15 protein-coding genes are annotated in these 16425 nt (G+C 51.1%); 10 read left to right on the plus strand and 5 right to left on the minus strand.

Annotated elements, in window-relative coordinates; genetic code table 11:
- The first annotated feature begins 35 nt into the window (after positions 1-35).
- The 6 genes from atpF (at position 36) to EL633_RS06260 (ending at position 5792) form a co-directional block, all read left to right on the plus strand.
- Complete coding sequence (gene atpF / locus EL633_RS06235) at positions 36-599, plus strand: F0F1 ATP synthase subunit B (protein ID WP_161981989.1); 564 nt, start codon at positions 36-38, stop codon at positions 597-599.
- Positions 599-1204, plus strand: a complete 606-nt coding sequence (gene atpH / locus EL633_RS06240) for an ATP synthase F1 subunit delta (protein ID WP_126626359.1) — start codon at positions 599-601, stop codon at positions 1202-1204. The genes atpF and atpH overlap by 1 nt, the downstream gene beginning before the upstream one ends.
- 209 nt (positions 1205-1413) lie before the next feature.
- The gene (atpA, locus tag EL633_RS06245) at positions 1414-2961 is read left to right on the plus strand and encodes a F0F1 ATP synthase subunit alpha (RefSeq protein ID WP_126626360.1); all 1548 of its coding nucleotides are present in this window, start codon (positions 1414-1416) and stop codon (positions 2959-2961) included.
- Positions 2962-2972: 11 nt separating this feature from the next.
- Entirely contained in the window at positions 2973-3881 is a 909-nt protein-coding gene (atpG, locus tag EL633_RS06250; protein WP_126626361.1) for an ATP synthase F1 subunit gamma, read from the plus strand.
- Between the two features lie 54 nt (positions 3882-3935).
- Positions 3936-5357, plus strand: coding sequence for a F0F1 ATP synthase subunit beta (gene atpD / locus EL633_RS06255; protein WP_126626362.1), 1422 nt, complete (start codon positions 3936-3938; stop codon positions 5355-5357).
- Between the two features lie 3 nt (positions 5358-5360).
- Positions 5361-5792 (plus strand): F0F1 ATP synthase subunit epsilon, encoded by a 432-nt coding sequence (locus EL633_RS06260; RefSeq protein WP_126626363.1) that lies wholly within the window; start codon positions 5361-5363, stop codon positions 5790-5792.
- A 146-nt stretch (positions 5793-5938) separates the two neighbouring features.
- Here the strand turns inward: EL633_RS06260 and EL633_RS36495 are convergent, their stop codons facing one another.
- Complete coding sequence (locus tag EL633_RS36495; protein WP_161981990.1) at positions 5939-7000, minus strand: hypothetical protein; 1062 nt, start codon at positions 6998-7000, stop codon at positions 5939-5941.
- A 151-nt stretch (positions 7001-7151) separates the two neighbouring features.
- Positions 7152-7406: a hypothetical protein gene (locus EL633_RS06270; protein ID WP_126626364.1), complete on the minus strand. Its 255-nt coding sequence runs from the start codon at positions 7404-7406 to the stop codon at positions 7152-7154.
- Between the two features lie 190 nt (positions 7407-7596).
- On the opposite strand from EL633_RS06270, the gene gpmI reads away from it, so the two are divergent.
- Positions 7597-9183 (plus strand): 2,3-bisphosphoglycerate-independent phosphoglycerate mutase, encoded by a 1587-nt coding sequence (gpmI, locus tag EL633_RS06275; RefSeq protein WP_126626365.1) that lies wholly within the window; start codon positions 7597-7599, stop codon positions 9181-9183.
- A gap of 98 nt (positions 9184-9281) precedes the next feature.
- Here gpmI and EL633_RS06280 read toward each other — a convergent pair whose 3' ends face one another.
- From EL633_RS06280 to EL633_RS06290, 3 genes are read right to left on the minus strand one after another with little or no spacing between them, the layout of a single operon-like run.
- A complete protein-coding gene (locus EL633_RS06280; protein ID WP_126626366.1) occupies positions 9282-10244 on the minus strand; it encodes a hypothetical protein in 963 nt (320 codons plus the stop codon).
- 33 nt (positions 10245-10277) lie between these two features.
- Positions 10278-12134, minus strand: coding sequence for a glutamate mutase L (locus EL633_RS06285; RefSeq protein WP_126626367.1), 1857 nt, complete (start codon positions 12132-12134; stop codon positions 10278-10280).
- Positions 12135-12158: 24 nt separating this feature from the next.
- On the minus strand, positions 12159-14063 hold the full coding sequence (locus EL633_RS06290) for a polyadenylate binding domain-containing protein (protein ID WP_126626368.1): 1905 nt from the start codon (positions 14061-14063) through the stop codon (positions 12159-12161).
- 156 nt (positions 14064-14219) lie between these two features.
- Here EL633_RS06290 and EL633_RS06295 point away from each other — a divergent pair, with 156 nt between their 5' ends.
- The 3 genes from EL633_RS06295 to EL633_RS06305 all read left to right on the plus strand — a co-directional run bounded on the left by EL633_RS06295 (position 14220) and on the right by EL633_RS06305 (position 16416).
- Positions 14220-14681 (plus strand): RusA family crossover junction endodeoxyribonuclease, encoded by a 462-nt coding sequence (locus tag EL633_RS06295; protein WP_126626369.1) that lies wholly within the window; start codon positions 14220-14222, stop codon positions 14679-14681.
- 101 nt (positions 14682-14782) lie between these two features.
- Positions 14783-15667: a DUF92 domain-containing protein gene (locus tag EL633_RS06300; RefSeq protein WP_126626370.1), complete on the plus strand. Its 885-nt coding sequence runs from the start codon at positions 14783-14785 to the stop codon at positions 15665-15667.
- A 269-nt stretch (positions 15668-15936) separates the two neighbouring features.
- Positions 15937-16416 (plus strand): DUF6789 family protein, encoded by a 480-nt coding sequence (locus tag EL633_RS06305; protein WP_126626371.1) that lies wholly within the window; start codon positions 15937-15939, stop codon positions 16414-16416.
- Positions 16417-16425: the final 9 nt, after the last annotated feature.

Raw genomic sequence — 16425 nt, forward strand, 5'->3', positions numbered from 1 at the left:
TTGTTTATTACTTTTGACGGAAAGGAAGCGCTATCGTGAACATAACACTTACCCTCGCTTCAGTCGCAGCCGCCCAGGCCGAAGGCGGTAATTCCGGACTAGGTGCATTGGGTATTAACGCAGCTGCATTTATTTCGCAGTTGATCACCTTTCTGGTCGTCTTCTTTGTCCTCTGGAAATATTTCTTGCCAATTATTCAGCGTACGCTTGAGAAGCGGCAGGCATTGATCCGTGAAGGCATTGAGAACGCAGAGAAGGCCAAACGCGATCTGGCAGAGGCAACCAACAACGCTGAACGTATCATCCTTGATGCCAAGCGTCAGGCTCAGGATACTATTGAGCGTGCTACCAAAAACGCGGCACAGGTTGCTCAGCAGATTGAGACTGAAGCTCGCGAACGTGCAGAGAAGATTGGACAGCAGCAGGTCGCTCGTATCCATCAGGAAGCAAATCGTGCTCGCATGGAATTGAGCCGCGACGTTGTTAATCTTTCGATTGATGCCGCCAGCAAAGTTATCAGCCGGTCAGTTGATAGCAACGACAATCGCCGCTTAGTCGAAGAGTTTGTCACGGCTAGTGACCAGGCGAGGAATAACTAATGCTTAAAGGAGCGATTGCACGCCGCTATGCAGGAGCCATCTTTGAGATTGCGCGGAAACAGAACACGATGGACCGCACCCTCGAAGATGTAAAGAGTATCGCAGAGGTCTTTGCTCATCGCAAACTGGCCTATTTGCTGCGTGAACCTAAAATTCCTGCTCAGCGCAAAGAGACAGCTTTACGCCAGGCTTTAGCCGCAAAAGTGTTGCCTACGTCGCTCAACCTTGCCCTGCTCATCGTCCAGCGTGAGCTGGTCGATGTCATGCCACATATTGCAACCGAGTTCGAACACCTCGTGCTTGACTATCGCAATCAGGCAGTCGCAGAGGTCACGACAGCAGCGCCGATAGACGATGCCCAGAAGGATGTCGTTAAACGCGCGCTTGAGCAGAAGACTGGCAAAAGCATTATTATCCAGACTCGGGTTGATCCGAGTATCTTAGGTGGTGTTGTCGCACGCGTAGGAGATGAAATCATCGATGGTAGTGTCCGCAACCGCCTGCATGTCTTGCAGCAGCAGTTGCTCTCGGGCATCTCGCTGAGTAACGATGATGAATTTGCTTCTGAAGATACTGAAGGTTTCGCGGAACCTGCAAACAGATAAGCGGCAGCATTTCAACACCACTAAAGTCTTAAATATCTCGATCTTTTAGTACAGGTGTATCGAGGTCGGGAGTAGAGCATACAAACAAATAGATCCCCGTACAGAGTCCACCTGAAAATTTTTTCTCTGATGAGAAAAGACACAGAAGATCGATAAAACAATACAACGACAAAAGTAAGAAGCCACTAGGAAACACTAGGAGGAACGCGATGGCATCTTGGGCTGATGAAATCAGTGCCATCATAGAGAAAAACATCGCAGGCTTTGGAGCCGATACCACCTCGACCGCAAGTGTCGGTACCGTAATCGCGGTACAAGACGGTGTCGCCCGTATTTATGGCCTGCAAGATGTGAAATATCTTGAATTGGTAGAATTTCCCCGTACAGGGCTTTATGGCATGGCTTTTAACCTCGAAGAGGAAGCAGTCAGTTGCCCAATCCTGGGTGATTACACCCAGATCCGTGAAGATGATGAAGTTCGTACAACCGGACGCATTATCCAGGTTCCAGTTGGCGATGCGCTGCTCGGCCGCGTTATCGATCCACTTGGTCAACCTCTCGACGATCGTGGCCCGATCTCAACTGAGAAATTCCGCCCGATCGAACGTGTTGCCCCTGGCGTTATTACTCGCCAGTCGGTAAACCAGCCAGTTCAGACTGGTATTAAGGCGATCGATAGCATGATCCCGGTTGGCCGTGGCCAACGTGAGTTGATCATTGGTGACCGCCAGACTGGTAAGACCGCTGTCGCCATCGACACGATCATCAACCAGAAGGGCCAGGACCTGATCTGTATCTATGTGGCAATTGGTCAGAAGAATTCCTCGATTGCTCGTACACGCGCTATCCTGGAAGAGCATGGTGCCATGGATTACACGATCATCGTCGCTTCAGGCGCATCTGATCCTGCTCCTCTGAAATATATCGCCCCTTACGCCGGTTGTGCGATTGGCGAAGAATTCATGGAGACCGGTCGCGATGCTCTGATCGTTTATGATGATCTGACCAAGCACGCAGAAGCATATCGTAACATTTCACTGATCATTCGCCGCCCTCCAGGACGCGAAGCTTATCCTGGTGACGTGTTCTACCTGCACTCTCGCTTGCTGGAGCGCGCCGCTCGCTTGAACAAAGATTACGGCGGTGGTTCATTGACCGCTCTGCCAATCATTGAGACAAAAGCGAACGACGTTTCCGCTTACATTCCAACAAACCTGATCTCAATCACTGACGGTCAGATCTTCCTGGAAACCGACCTCTTCAATGCTGGTCAGCGCCCCGCTCTGAATACCGGTATCTCAGTATCCCGTGTAGGTAGTAGCGCACAGACCAAAGGTATGAGCCAGGTAGCTGGTACCCTGCGTCTGGATCTGGCACAGTTCCGTGAGTTGGAAGCTTTCTCACAGTTCGCATCTGATCTGGATCGCGCCACCAGGTCCCGTATCGATCGCGGTCGCCGTATCCTGGAAATCCTGAAGCAGCCACAGTACCAGCCGGTCTCGGTTTTGCGCCAGGTTATGATCCTCTACGCAGTGACCAATGGCTATCTGGATGAGGTTCCTTTGGGACTGGTCAACGACTGGGAATCCGGTTTCTATCGTTTCATGGATGCCAATTATCAGGATCTCCAGAACGAGATTACAGAGAGCTCAATCACTGGCCGCAATAAAATGAGCAAAGATCTGATGAAGAAACTGGGTGCTGCTATCGAAGATTATCAGAAGTCAGCCGCACCACGCGAAGAGCAGAAGCGCTAGGAGGCAGATAGATGCCATCAACCCGAGAAATTCGGCAGCGCATACGATCAGTAAAAAATACAGCGAAAATCACCAAAGCCATGCAAATGGTGGCGAGCAGTAAGATGCGTCGGGCACAGGAGCGAGTTGAACAGGCTCGCCCCTTTGCCGATCAGATTCGTGAATTGGTGGCCCGCCTGTCAACAGCGGCTGCCAATGGGAATGACGATCTGGCTGAGGATCTGGCCTTGCTGAAGCAGCGTCCAGTGAGAAATATCGGCATTGTGCTGATCTCTCCTGATCGCGGCCTCTGTGGCGCCTTGCCTTCAAACGTGAATCGTCAGGCCGCCACTACCGCCCGCAATGAAACTCGCCGGCTCTCAGAGCAGGGAAGTAACCCTGGCGTCGAGTACGTAGCCGTCGGTCGTAAAGGCCGTGATTTCATTGTGCGTAGTGAGCTCGATATGATCGCTGAATTCACCAACTATGGTGATCGGCCCGGCATCGGTGATGCTACCGCCATTGCCCAGGTAGCTGTAGACGCCTTCCTGAAGGGCGAGGTCGATGTTGTATATCTGGTTTATGCGAAATTCGTCAATACGGTGACACAAACACCGGTGACGGTACAATTGCTGCCCGTCCAGCCACCTGAAAAAAAGGATGAGGACGAGCAGGAAGGCAAGGCCACCGAGTATATTTACGAGCCAGACGAACAGAGTATCTTTAAAGCTCTGCTCCCACGCTATGTGGATATCCAGGTGTATCAAGCTTTGCTTGAAGCTGTTGCCAGTCAGCAATCAGCTCAGATGGTTGCCATGAAAAACGCAACCGATAATGCCAACGATCTGATTCAGGATCTCACCTTGACGTATAACAAGGTCCGCCAGGCCGCCATCACTACCCAGATTCTTGAGGTAGTTGCTGGTGCTGAGGCACTCTAAAGAGATATCTGTGCGGGGGGAAAGACAAAAGAGATCCCCGCAATGGAGAAATACATGACAGTAACACAAACTGGCGCGAAGGGAACTATCGTGCAGGTACTGGGTGCGGTGGTAGACATCGAGTTTCCCCAGGACCAATTGCCAGAAATTTATAATCAGGTGCTGACCCGCCCTTCTGGTGCTAAAGAAGATCTCGCCCTTGAGGTTGAACAGCACCTCGGTAATAACTGGGTCCGCTGCGTAGCTATGGGTCCAACCGATGGTCTGCAGCGCGGTACAGAGGCCGTCGATACAGGTGCTCCTATTAGCGTTCCTGTCGGCCCTAAGACACTGGGTCGTATCTTCAACGTGCTGGGTCGCGCGATCGATAACAAAGAAGAAGTTGAAGATACCCCTCACTACCCAATTCACCGCCATGCTCCAACGCTGGAAGATCAGTCTTCTAACGTTGAGGTCTTCGAGACCGGCGTGAAAGTTATTGACCTGATCTGCCCCTTCATGAAAGGTGGTAAGATTGGTGTCTTCGGTGGTGCTGGTGTTGGTAAGACCGTTATCATTCAGGAACTGATCAATAACATCGCTAAAGGCCATGGTGGTTATAGCGTTTTTGCTGGCGTGGGTGAGCGCACCCGCGAAGGTAACGACCTGTACCATGAAATGCAAGAAGCCGGTGTAATTGACCGTCTGGCCATGGTCTTTGGTCAGATGAATGAGCCTCCCGGAGCTCGCCTGCGCGTTGCCCTGAGTGGTCTGGCGATCGCTGAGTACTTCCGCGATGAAGAGCATAAAGACGTTCTTCTCTTCATCGACAACATCTTCCGCTTCACACAGGCTGGTGCTGAGGTATCCGCACTGCTCGGCCGTATGCCATCAGCAGTAGGTTACCAGCCAAACCTGGCTGAAGAGATGGGTGAATTGCAGGAGCGCATTACTTCAACTAAAGATGGTTCGATCACTTCGATGCAGGCCGTTTACGTGCCCGCTGACGACTACACCGATCCAGCTCCAGCTACAACCTTTGCTCACCTGGACTCAACCATCGTGTTGGAGCGCTCAATCGCACAGAAGGGTATCTATCCTGCGGTTGATCCTCTGAACTCCACCAGCCGTATCCTTGATCCTCAAGTGGTTGGCGATGTGCATTATAATGTCGCACGTGGCGTCCAGAACGTTCTACAGCGCTACAAAGAGTTGCAGGACATCATTGCCATTCTTGGTGTTGATGAACTGTCCGATGATGATAAATTGATCGTGGCTCGTGCTCGTAAACTGGAGCGCTTCTGCTCACAGCCATTCACAGTTGCTGAGGTCTTCACCGGCCTACCAGGTAAATATGTGAAGCTGCAGGATACTGTACGTAGCTTTAAAGCCGTTCTGGACGGTGATGTGGACCACATTCCTGAGAACTTCTTCCTGTCACAGGGAGCAATCGAAGATGTGGTTGCAGCGTACGACGCCGACCAGAAGAAGGGTTAAACGATGGCGACACGCAATACACTGCATGTCGAGGTAGTAACCGCGGAGCGTGAGCTCTACAACGGTGAGGCCGAAATCGTTGACGCGCCTGGAGCAGATGGACAATTGGGTATCTTACCTGAACATGCCCCCCTGCTGGCCCTGCTGGGACCAGGACCTTTAGAGATTAAATTGCGTGGAAACGATAGCATCTTTTTCGTTTCTGGCGGTTTCCTTGAGGTCTCCCATGATCGCGTAACCATTCTGGCTGATACTGCAGAGCAAGCGGAAGAGATTGATGAGGCACGCGCACAGCAAGCCCGACGTCAGGCCGAAGAGCGCCTGCAAGATGTCCAGTCCCGTACCGAGCGTGCGGAGCTACAGGCAGCCCTTATGCGCGCACTCAGCCGCCTGAGAGTGGTTGAGATCGCCCGCCGCAGTGGTCGCGTCCGCTAGCCACCTCTTTGATATGCACAACTGCTCATTAATTAGCAAAAAGAGAAGGGAGCAGGTTTCCAACGAAACCTGCTCCCTTCTCTTTTTCTTTGTGTCCATCCCGGACATTGTTATGCAGCCCGGGATAGAGTACTACTGAAGTGGCGTTAGAAATCTCCACCAGCGCCACCACCAAAATCACCACCACCACCACCACTGTCACCTCCGCCGAAGCCACCATCGCCACCGCCGAAACCACCATCTCCGCCGCCTCCACCGAAGTCGCTGCTGGCTCCTCCGCCGAAACCACCGTCGCCGCTGCCGAAACCACCGTCGCCGCCTCCACCGAAGTCGCTGCTGGCTCCTCCACCAAAACCGCCTTCGTTACCGCGATCATTTTCGCCGGCATTTTTACCTAATTCATAGCCAACCAATCCACCAGCTGCTGCGCCTAAGCCACCAGCTGCCCAGGGATTCATGCCACCCTGCTGTGGAGGATAGTTACCCTGGTAGTTGGGAGGATAATTGCCCTGATAGTTAGGAGGATAGTTACCTTGATAGTTAGGACCTTGGTTATAAGGTGTCTGATTAGGGCGACGATTAAAGAAGCCTCCGCCAAAATTACCAAAACCACCATTGCCCATGTTACCACCACGGCGTCGGCGGAAAATTGCGAAGGCTGCAATAGCCAGCAGCGCAATCAAACCCACGCAGCACAAGGTGCCAAAAATCGAGCTACCCGCGCCACCACCAACACCAGGAATAAACGAGTTGCTATTGTTCAATGAACCACGCAAGGAATCAATGGCCGCAACGGTCGCGCTGGTAAAGTTCTGGTTGCTACTTTTTATCGTGCTGGTGAAAGCATTGGTAGCATCTTTATACTGACTGGTCGATAGACCAACATTTTTACCACCAACGATCGAGACATGGTTAGGGTTAAACGCAATCACGATCATATCCGCGTTTTTGATGCTGCGCTTGGCAGTCTGATCAAACGCCGAACTTGATCCGGTCGAATTGACCGCATAGATGTCAATGGGCTTTGATAACGATGAAGCCGCACTCTGTACTTGAGATCTATTTAGCACACCTGCGTTATCGTAGATGTTGACAGAGTTTGCCAATGCAGCCGTGGCTGAGATGGCGATCAGGCACAAGGCAACAAAAGTGGCAACTACCCCTTTGCTTGATCTTCGTATTAAGGAGCCTGAAGATGTCTTGTCCATATTAATCCTTCCGTTCCAACTTGCTTGGAAAACTGATTTTCAACTTTTGCTGCTAGCAGTTCCAAGCAGTCTGGTTGCTGAAAAATAACCAATCCCTAAGTTTAACGTGCCTTAAGCGGTTTTCTCCAATCTCAATCCGCGCACCAATATATTAACGATCTCTCGCTATATCATCATCGTTTGTTGACTCATTGTATTTACGATTAACATCGGACATAGTTGTGGGATCTTGATCCACTCTGGTCCGTTCATTCCGCTGAGATGCATCAGGAATAGGCGCTGTACTGGAAGGAACGCGCTTGCCAGCATTCCTCGAACGATACAAAGCAAATCCCAGTATGATAATGGCAATCACGAAAAGTACAATCAGTACAATGATGAATAAATTTAATAAATTCGCAACCACATTCTCACTCCTTGTATTTCTAATTATACCGACAAAAATACTTCCAGTACACTCAAGAACACGGAACAGGCAATAGAATAGATACACAACGGTTAGCGGCCGGCTGTTCTGGGCGATCAGATCACTGTGCTACAATAAAAAGATCAACCATCGTTTAACCCTTTATATCATCGTGGAGTAGAAAAAATACATGAGCACGACACCTTCCGGACGGAAACACCCTTTTGTTCTGATTATCATGGATGGATGGGGTATCAATCCACGCAAGGAGGGCAACGCGATTGCCCAGGCCCGCACCCCCAATATCGATAAAATTGCGCGTGAATGGCCTCACACGGCGGTCAAAACATCAGGGGCCGCTGTCGGGTTACCAGACGGCCAGATGGGCAATTCAGAGGTAGGACATCAAAATATTGGCGCAGGCAAACGCGTTCTCCAGGACTATACGCGTGTCAGTGAGTCGATTCAGGATGGAAGTTTCTTTCAGAATCCGGCCTTCCTGAAGGTTATTGAACATGTGAAGAAAAATCAATCTCAACTCCATATTTGTGGCTTGCTGGGTGATGGCGGAGTGCATGCCCATGAGACCCACCTGGAGGCTTTACTGCGCCTCGCAGCCAAACATACTATCGAGCACGTCTATATTCATGCGTTTACGGATGGCCGCGATACTTCTCCTACCGGCGGCATTGATTTTATGCAACGTCTGCAGACACGCGCCAAAGAAATTGGCGGTGATCATCCAGCTAAAGTCGCGACAGTCACCGGACGTTATTATGCCATGGATCGCGATAATCGCTGGGAGCGCACTGGAGCTACCTACTGGGCCATGACGCGAGGTGAGGCTAAACAACAGGCTCCTTCCCCGCTGGCCGCCATTCAACAATCCTATGATGCCGGACTTACCGATGAATTTATTTTGCCAACCGTGATTATGGAAGAAGGACATCCTGTGTCCACCATCAAGGCTGGCGACGCTGTAATCCATTACAATTTCCGTCCAGACCGAGCACGACAATTAACCAAAGCCTTTGTGATGCAGGATCTACCACCACAGGCTGAAGGTAAATTTGAGCGCGGTCCACGCATCCCTGATCTAAGCTACGTGATGATGACTCAGTTTGAAGAAGGCCTGGATGCGGAGGTCGCTTATCGCGCCGATGAGGTAGAGATGCCGCTCGCACGGGTAGTTGCGGAGCAGGGTATGACCCAATTCCATACCGCTGAAACTGAAAAATATGCCCACGTCACCTTCTTCATCAATGGCCGACGCGAGGTTCCCTTCAAAGGCGAGGATCGCATTCTGGTTCCCTCACCCAAGGTACCAACCTATGATCTCCAGCCAGAGATGAGCGCGGCCGGAGTCACCGATGCCGCCATCGAACGTATCCGGAGTGGTCAGTATGATCTGATCATTATGAACTATGCCAATGCCGATATGGTTGGACATACAGGCATTATTGAAGCCGCGATCAAGGCGGTGGAAACTGTCGATACACAGGTGGGCCGTGTAGTTGAGGCAACCCTGGCCGCAGGTGGTAGCGTCTTAATTACTGCCGATCATGGCAATGCGGAACAGTTGATCGAATATGGGACTGGTAAGCCATTTACCGCGCACACGACGTTCCCGGTACCACTCTACTTTGTGTCACCACGTTTCGCCCAGGCCAAACTGCGCAGCGATGGCATTCTGGCGGATGTCTCCCCCACCGTCTTACAAGCGATGAATATTCCGCAGCCGAAGGATATGCAGGGCCATTCACTCATTTTACCCTAGCTTAACCTGGCCATTACAGTGTATTAAAGATGCATAGAGGGTTATCCACATATTTTTATTTACGATGTGGATAACCCTCAAAAATGTGGATAACTTTACTAGCTGATTCTCTCGACCATCGTTAGGGGCACGACTTCAAAAGATCCATCCTCCAGGCGAAGTCGCACGGCTCGCGCACGAATACCAGAAGGGAAAAGCTGCTCATATACAAAGAAATAATCGACCATCCCTGTGGTACCTGTACGCTCGCCGGAACTGATACGTACCTGCGAACCTAATGACAGGGTAATATCAGGCTGGATTGCTTGCCAATCCTTTTCTATCTCGCTCAATGGGATCGAGATCACCAATTCGGGAGACAATCCTTCCCGTAAAGAGAGTGCCCCGGAGAGCAAAGCGACAGATCCTTGATACTGACGTAAAAGGTTCAAGATATGAATGGGCATGGTTGCTGAGCCAATACCTTCAGTCAGAAGGATGGTCAGAGGCGGCAACTGCTCCTGTGCCTGCTCGCTATCAGAGGTTTTGACCAGGTGCAGATAATCGGTACGCAGAAAGCCTTCCAGGTCCCTCAGGGTAATACTGCTGGCCACGACACCAACTACACCTGAATTCAAGGCCTGATGCAATAAAGCAAAGCTCAATTGACCTGGCACTACGAGAATCGCCCCAGGGGGAATCGGTTGGGAAACATAGTTACTGGGAGTACGCCACATGGTCAGTACACCGGCAACCTGGCGACCTGCGCCAACGATGCCCTGTAACAATACAGCATGACTCTCAATTACCACGCCATTACGAGGCGTAAAGCCGATCACGCGACCATGGAGGCCTGATGGAATATCTATCTCAGAGGTGGATTTAGATGAGGCATGAGAAGAGGGGCTCTTCTCATGCTCGGATACGTTTGTATTGGTTGAAATTCGCAGCACAGGTTGGTCAGGAACGACCTCCTGGCTACGATACACTAATGGGATACCCCTGACCGAATGCCCATCTGGCCAACGCTCTCGTTTTACAATCAGTCGCGGAATAACAGGCCAGCCTGACGGATAAGCCATGGCGGTAACCTCTCACGAGAGTAATCTTCCCGATTACGCCCCCAGTGCTTGAGACCATTGAAGTAACCGGGCCTGCCTCTCAGTGTCTTCAGCGGGCAAAACCAGCGGACGGCCACGGGCATCAATGATCAGTCCAATCAGACCACCATCGATCTCTTCAGCGGCGCGTGCGCGTTCTCCAGGTCCAAGCCCAACATCGACCGTTGGAGCCGGGAATAATGTTAGCAGAGCTTGCTCATTTACCTGCAATGGAATAACTTCGATTGAACCACCCATCACATCAACATTCAATTGTCTGCCATTACTATATTCTACCCCAACCCGCACAGCCAGCTGGCCCTGCTGGACATTACCAAAGGGAATTACACAGGTCCCTAGTCGATGCGAGACAGCATCATTCTCATTGACTTGTACCGCCATCACAGGAGCAGCGGTCGCAACAGCCCCCAGTTGCGAGATCAACATCGTGCTATCGACTACCAGAGAGGTGACGCCACGAGGCTGTAAAGCATCCAGCAACATCATCGCTACCTGTCCATATTTGGGCGCATGCGAGAGGACACCACCGGTCGCCAGAATAAGATCTGTATCCGGCAACTCCAGATGGCTACTCTTACGGGCAGCTTCAATCGTCAGGGCAATCGCCTCACGGGCAAACGCTTGCATCAAGGCCAGCTCACGCGAATCCGTTGGTAAGGTCTGGGGATGAAGCATATGATTCAGGACAAATTGACGCACTTCATCCTCTGAGATCAGGAATGGAAGCCAGCGTGTAATGTTCTGCAAACCCGTTTTTTGGAGGATATCACCAATATTTGTTCCCACACCAATGCCCGCATTGACCATCGGAATAAATTCACCCTGTTCCCCTGCCAGCATCACGGTGGTTGTGCTACCACCGACATCAATAGCGGTAACATTCATTGCATAATGCTGGGCCAGGAAGCGTACCAGGCTGCTGAGCGAAGTGGCCGAAGCGACCAGACTAAATGGGGACCAGTTACGAAGCCGATCATAACCAGGAACCTGCTGCAAGCCTTCTTTTTCGTGGAGTGCACCAATGGCCGCACTGACAGCACCTAACTGGGCCGCGCCTGTCAGGGCTTCTATGCGTGTCACATCGGCAACGTTTTGTAACATACGGCGGACCGCATCTACATATTGAGGAGCACCGGCATAGACAACCGAGTAATGTTTTGGTGTTCCATCAGCTGACTGCGTGGTACCCTGTTTGGCAGCGCTAATCAATAGCTGGCAGGCCTCCTGTAGAGCTGAAGGGCCAGCAGGACCATCCGCCGCGCCAACGATTAAGGCCGCCTGCGGCTGCATTTCACGCAAGCGACTCACCTGCCGCTCCCACTCCATCGCCATACGCTCCTGCGTCCAGGCAGCATTACCACCACCGACAGAAGCACCCACATTAGCTGGAGTGGTCACCGCTACATAGGAAGGAGAAGGGACCGTTTGTACCTGCGCATATAAGCCAGAAACCGCCTGGGAGGTCAGACTATCTAATTCAGGAGTCACAGCTCCCAGAGCCGCGACACGTAAAGGATCGCCTGCACTCACAGTGGCAATGAAAATATCAACACCATCCCCATCTGCTCTCTCAGGTGAAATAATCTGCTTATTCTCTATGAATTTTCTGCCGGTCACATATTCAACCACATTAATGGCTTGAATAATGCCTTCAGAAACATCCTCTAGAGGCGGTTTAATCGTTGATGGCGCTTCCCCACGTGCCATCAAACGATAATTGCCTTCAACCAGGCCAAAAAGCGAGACCTTGGTAAAAACGGCCCCGCAATCAGCGACCAGCAGAGAGTTGGGGGTCGCTGAATTCTGTTGAGCTGGACCCTGTCCACCCTCTGGATAGGGTTGTGTATACATTTCCGGTATCCTTCTTCTCTCCGACTAACGAGAAAGCCACTCGCGAATTGCCTCGAACAATCCACGTTTTTTGTTATTCTTTTGATCGGACGCGGCATCAGATGCGGATGACTGCGCCGATGTAGGATAAGCATTACCAGAGTAGGATGGACCAGCACTCGGATTAGGCGCGGATGGACCACCCATTGCGGGATTACCCTGTCCCTGGTTACCAGGATAATTATTGCCATACATACCAGACAAACTATTACCTGCACCATAGTTCTGCGGAAATACTCCACTCATACCTTGAGGAGTGTTAGGCATTCCACCCATGCTAGGCTGCGATATACCAGATTGCCCCATTGGTCCAGGTTGATTTAGTTGACCGTACATATTGCCCTGGTTTGGTTGGCCTGACTGACCATAGAGATTGCCTTGCTCAGTTTGTCCAGGCTGTCCATACATATTGCCCTGGTTGGGCTGGCTGGGCTGTCCATACATATTGCCCACATCGGGCTGACCATAGAGATTAGCGGATGCTCCCTGATTTGGTTGTCCAAATGGATTATTCGCCTGACCAGGTTGATTGCTCTGCCCAAATGGATTGGCCTGACCTGGCTGCTCCATCTGAGGTTGCTGCTGCTGAGCAGGATAATTAGGAGTCGCCGATGCAACACCAAGCATTGAAGCGAAAACATTAGCGGCTAGCTCACTGCTCTCATTGGAATTCACCTCACCACGTGGGCGACTAGGAACACGCATGTTCTCTACACGTGGGGGAACACCGTAAGCACCGGGGCGCACACCAGAACCCATTCCTGGCTGAGCTGATGGCATTTGACCGGACTGACCACCAGCTGAACGCATCCATTCAGGTAATGCATTAGGATCGATGAAGGATGCCGCCGATAACTGATTTCCTTCGGCTGGCGCTCCCCCACCCATTGGAGGCGTTTGCATTGGCTGCTGCTGAAAGCTTGCCGCGGGTTGCTGATTGACAGGAGGCCAGGCTGGATTAGATTGCGCGGTCGGCCAGGCTCCACTCTGGGCAGTTGGAGCCGGTGGATTATTTCCTGGCTGCTGACCAGTATGCTTGCCACCTTCCTGCATCCATGAGGGCAGAGCATCTATATCTAATAAAGATGAAGCTGAGAAACCCGTCTGGCCCGGAGTTGGTGGAGCTGGTATATTCGGAGCCGGTTGGTTCTGGTTCACAGGGAAAGAACTGCCTGTATTACCAGTACGCTCATTCTGCGGCTGCATCCATGAGGGCAGGGCTTGCTGATCGATCAGATCACGTGCCGAAAAACCCACTCCAGGGGAGGGCGCAGGCGCTAACGGAGCCTGTGGTTGCACAGGTTGCTGTGGCGCCGGGTTAACTCTCGGTGCAGGTTGCTGCGGCGCTGGATTATTTCTGGGTCCAGGCTGCTGCTGTAATGTTCTCATCCAGTCTGGCAAATTATCTGATTGAATCAAACTTGATGCGTCCAGACTTCCAGGTGTGGAAGGAGCGGGGGGGGCCGCCGACTTCCCCTCCTGCATCCAGGAGGGCAATGACTTCTCATCAATTAAGGATTGGGCCGTAAAGCCTTGAGAGGGAGCATTCCCAAATTCAGGCACCTGATCTGACTCAGAGGCGGGACGCGCAGATACTGGAGGATTAGCTGCCGTGTTATCACGTGAATCCCCACGTTCTGAGCGCATCCAACTTGGAAAGGCCCCTTCTTCAATCAGATCGGCGGGAGAAAAACTCCCAGGATTATTAGCAGGCGGTGCCGAACGTTCACCGGCACGCAACGATTCCAACCATGCCGGTAATTCTGGCTGGTCTTGAAATCCCATTCGTTGGGCTGGTCCATTATCAACCATGCCAGCGAGTGGTGCGCCACATGCCTGACAAACTGCGCCAGCAGGGGTCATATTTCCACAGCGGTTACACTTGATCACTTTTACTCCTCACTTTCGCCAGGCCTCGTTCTAGGCAGTGTATCACTCTTTCTCCAGCTTGACAACGATCATGATTTACAAGATAAGACATGGTGATATGATACAATACGCACTGTATTATTTATTCCAAAAGTACTATATAGGCAGGAGAAAGCTATGGATGAGCAAATACATGAACCAGAAGGAAAAGTCTATCTATCTCCTCCACGGCTCTGTCTGACTCTCCCATTACCACCGGGCATCAATCAACAATATGCTACGGTCAATGGTCACCGGGTCAGTACCCAGGTTGCCCGACGCTTTAAACGCGATGTGCATAGTTTACTACGCAGGCTCGAACAACAGGGGAAGCTCTCTGAAACATTACGTTTTCAATTCCAACAAGGTCACCTGGCACTCCTGCTGGATTTTTATTTCGCTACACCACTCCGCCGCGATCTTGACGGCGGGCTAAAAATTACGCAAGACGCAATCTGTGAAGGATTGGGGCTTAACGACAATCGTGTGGTGGATATTCATTTAATGAAACATATCGACCCACTCCATCCTCACCTCTATGTCGAGTTGGAGACAATACCCGACTGGCAGTTTGACAAAGAGTACGTTCTTCTTACATAAAGAACAATACTTGCTTTATACCATGCCTTCTTTAAGATAAAACTGATAAGAACTGATTTCTGTAACAGAAAGCATAGCAATTTTTGATGAGGTACTAGTAGATGTCCAATTTATTCACTTCCCGGGATGCAACTAACAGCAAAGAGATAAAGCAGACCGGGCTCCGATTGGTCTTTGGCCTCCTGTTTAGCAGTACTATTGGTCTGCTGGCTTATAGACGCCGCTCATTAAGCCGTAGCGGTATCCTGGGCGCAATTACCACTGGTACGACAACTTTTGGCCTGGGTGGTCCCTCATGGGGACTTTCGCTGATTTTCTTTTTTGTCTCCTCAAGCCTCTTCTCACATTTTCGCGCCGCCGACAAAGCAGCGACGGCTGCGGATAAATTTAGCAAAGGCTCACAACGCGATCTGGCGCAGGTAGCGGCTAATGGTGGTGTGGCCACCGTAATGGCGCTGGGATATGGGCTAAGCCAGACACCCACGTTACGCTCTAGCTTTGAGGCCGGCTTTGTCGGAGCCCTGGCTACGGCTAACGCAGATACCTGGGCAACCGAGATTGGCGTATTAAGTCAGCAACCTCCACGTCTTATTACTACGGGCCAACCCACCATACCGGGTACATCAGGTGGCGTGAGCACACTAGGAGCTGGGGCATCAGCTATCGGCGCCTTCACGATAGGACTGGTCTTTAAGCTGCTCCAGCGCCAGGCTTCAGTGTCACTCCCATTCATCGCTCTGGTTAGCGGCTTTAGCGGTAGCCTGTTCGATAGTCTGCTGGGTGCGACCATACAAACTATCTATTATTGTCCTGTCTGCCACAAAGAGACTGAACGGCGTGTGCATAGCTGTGGCACAAACACCAGCTACCTACGCGGTTTGAAGTGGATGGATAATGATATGGTCAATCTACTTGCTACTCTCTGGGGTAGTCTGACCGCGATCTTATTGCATATACCCTTTCTACCAGGGAAGACACGTCCCTAAAAAGAGCGTTGCTCATCCCTTACTTACGAGAAAAGCGTTGATCAGCAGATCACTATACTATAGTAATCGGGCAACTATTCAGCGCTCTTTCGAGATCAAATGCCTTGCTCTGCTTCGCAGAGCAAAAAAACTTTTTGTGCCGTTGCGGAAAATGCTCGGCGCCGCCGAGCATTTTCCGCAACGGCACAAAAGAAATCTGGTTAATGCCAGAGGTTTCAATAAGATCTGAATAATTACTTAATCGGCATTGAATATTAAAAGGAACAGTTATGATGAATAGCATACAAAAAATTATCACACCAACATGGCGTCCCGGTAAAGCGGCCCTGATCGGCATAGTAGCCACCGCCGCTTATAGCATTGCCATGGAAGGAGATAAGTTTCTGATCGGCAATCGCTTCAGCGATGTCCGTTTCATTCAGGGATTGCTGGGAGGCGAAAAAAAGACCAGGAAAATCACGATACTTTCATGGATCATTCATTTTCTCAATGGAGCAGCCCTGGCTGAAATCTATGCAGCTGTCCTGAAACGCTTTCTACCAGGCCCAAATTGGCTGAAAGGATCTATCTTTGGTGAGATCTTTATTATCAGTGCCTGGTGGCTGACTCCACTGGCAGACAAATATCATCCCTTGATCAAAAATAAAGAGTTGCCTGAACTCGCCAACTGGACCTCGTTCTGGCAGAATATCGTTCGCCACCTCGTATTTGGGCTAACCCTGGGTCTACTCTACAAAGATAAGCAATAGCACGAATAT

Source organism: Dictyobacter alpinus (assembly GCF_003967575.1).
Lineage (GTDB): Bacteria > Chloroflexota > Ktedonobacteria > Ktedonobacterales > Ktedonobacteraceae > Dictyobacter > Dictyobacter alpinus.

What these genes read in the sequence shown, in the direction of transcription:
- EL633_RS06295 (WP_126626369.1), top strand. Translation starts at nt 14,220, where the DNA reads ATGGATGAGCAAATACATGAACCAGAAGGAAAAGTCTATCTATCTCCT.
- EL633_RS06280 (WP_126626366.1), bottom strand. Translation starts at nt 10,244, where the DNA reads ATGGCTTATCCGTCAGGCTGGCCTGTTATTCCGCGACTGATTGTAAAA.
- EL633_RS06260 (WP_126626363.1), top strand. Translation starts at nt 5,361, where the DNA reads ATGGCGACACGCAATACACTGCATGTCGAGGTAGTAACCGCGGAGCGT.
- EL633_RS06285 (WP_126626367.1), bottom strand. Translation starts at nt 12,134, where the DNA reads ATGTATACACAACCCTATCCAGAGGGTGGACAGGGTCCAGCTCAACAG.
- atpD (WP_126626362.1), top strand. Translation starts at nt 3,936, where the DNA reads ATGACAGTAACACAAACTGGCGCGAAGGGAACTATCGTGCAGGTACTG.
- EL633_RS06300 (WP_126626370.1), top strand. Translation starts at nt 14,783, where the DNA reads ATGTCCAATTTATTCACTTCCCGGGATGCAACTAACAGCAAAGAGATA.
- EL633_RS36495 (WP_161981990.1), bottom strand. Translation starts at nt 7,000, where the DNA reads ATGGACAAGACATCTTCAGGCTCCTTAATACGAAGATCAAGCAAAGGG.
- atpG (WP_126626361.1), top strand. Translation starts at nt 2,973, where the DNA reads ATGCCATCAACCCGAGAAATTCGGCAGCGCATACGATCAGTAAAAAAT.
- EL633_RS06305 (WP_126626371.1), top strand. Translation starts at nt 15,937, where the DNA reads ATGATGAATAGCATACAAAAAATTATCACACCAACATGGCGTCCCGGT.
- gpmI (WP_126626365.1), top strand. Translation starts at nt 7,597, where the DNA reads ATGAGCACGACACCTTCCGGACGGAAACACCCTTTTGTTCTGATTATC.
- atpH (WP_126626359.1), top strand. Translation starts at nt 599, where the DNA reads ATGCTTAAAGGAGCGATTGCACGCCGCTATGCAGGAGCCATCTTTGAG.
- atpA (WP_126626360.1), top strand. Translation starts at nt 1,414, where the DNA reads ATGGCATCTTGGGCTGATGAAATCAGTGCCATCATAGAGAAAAACATC.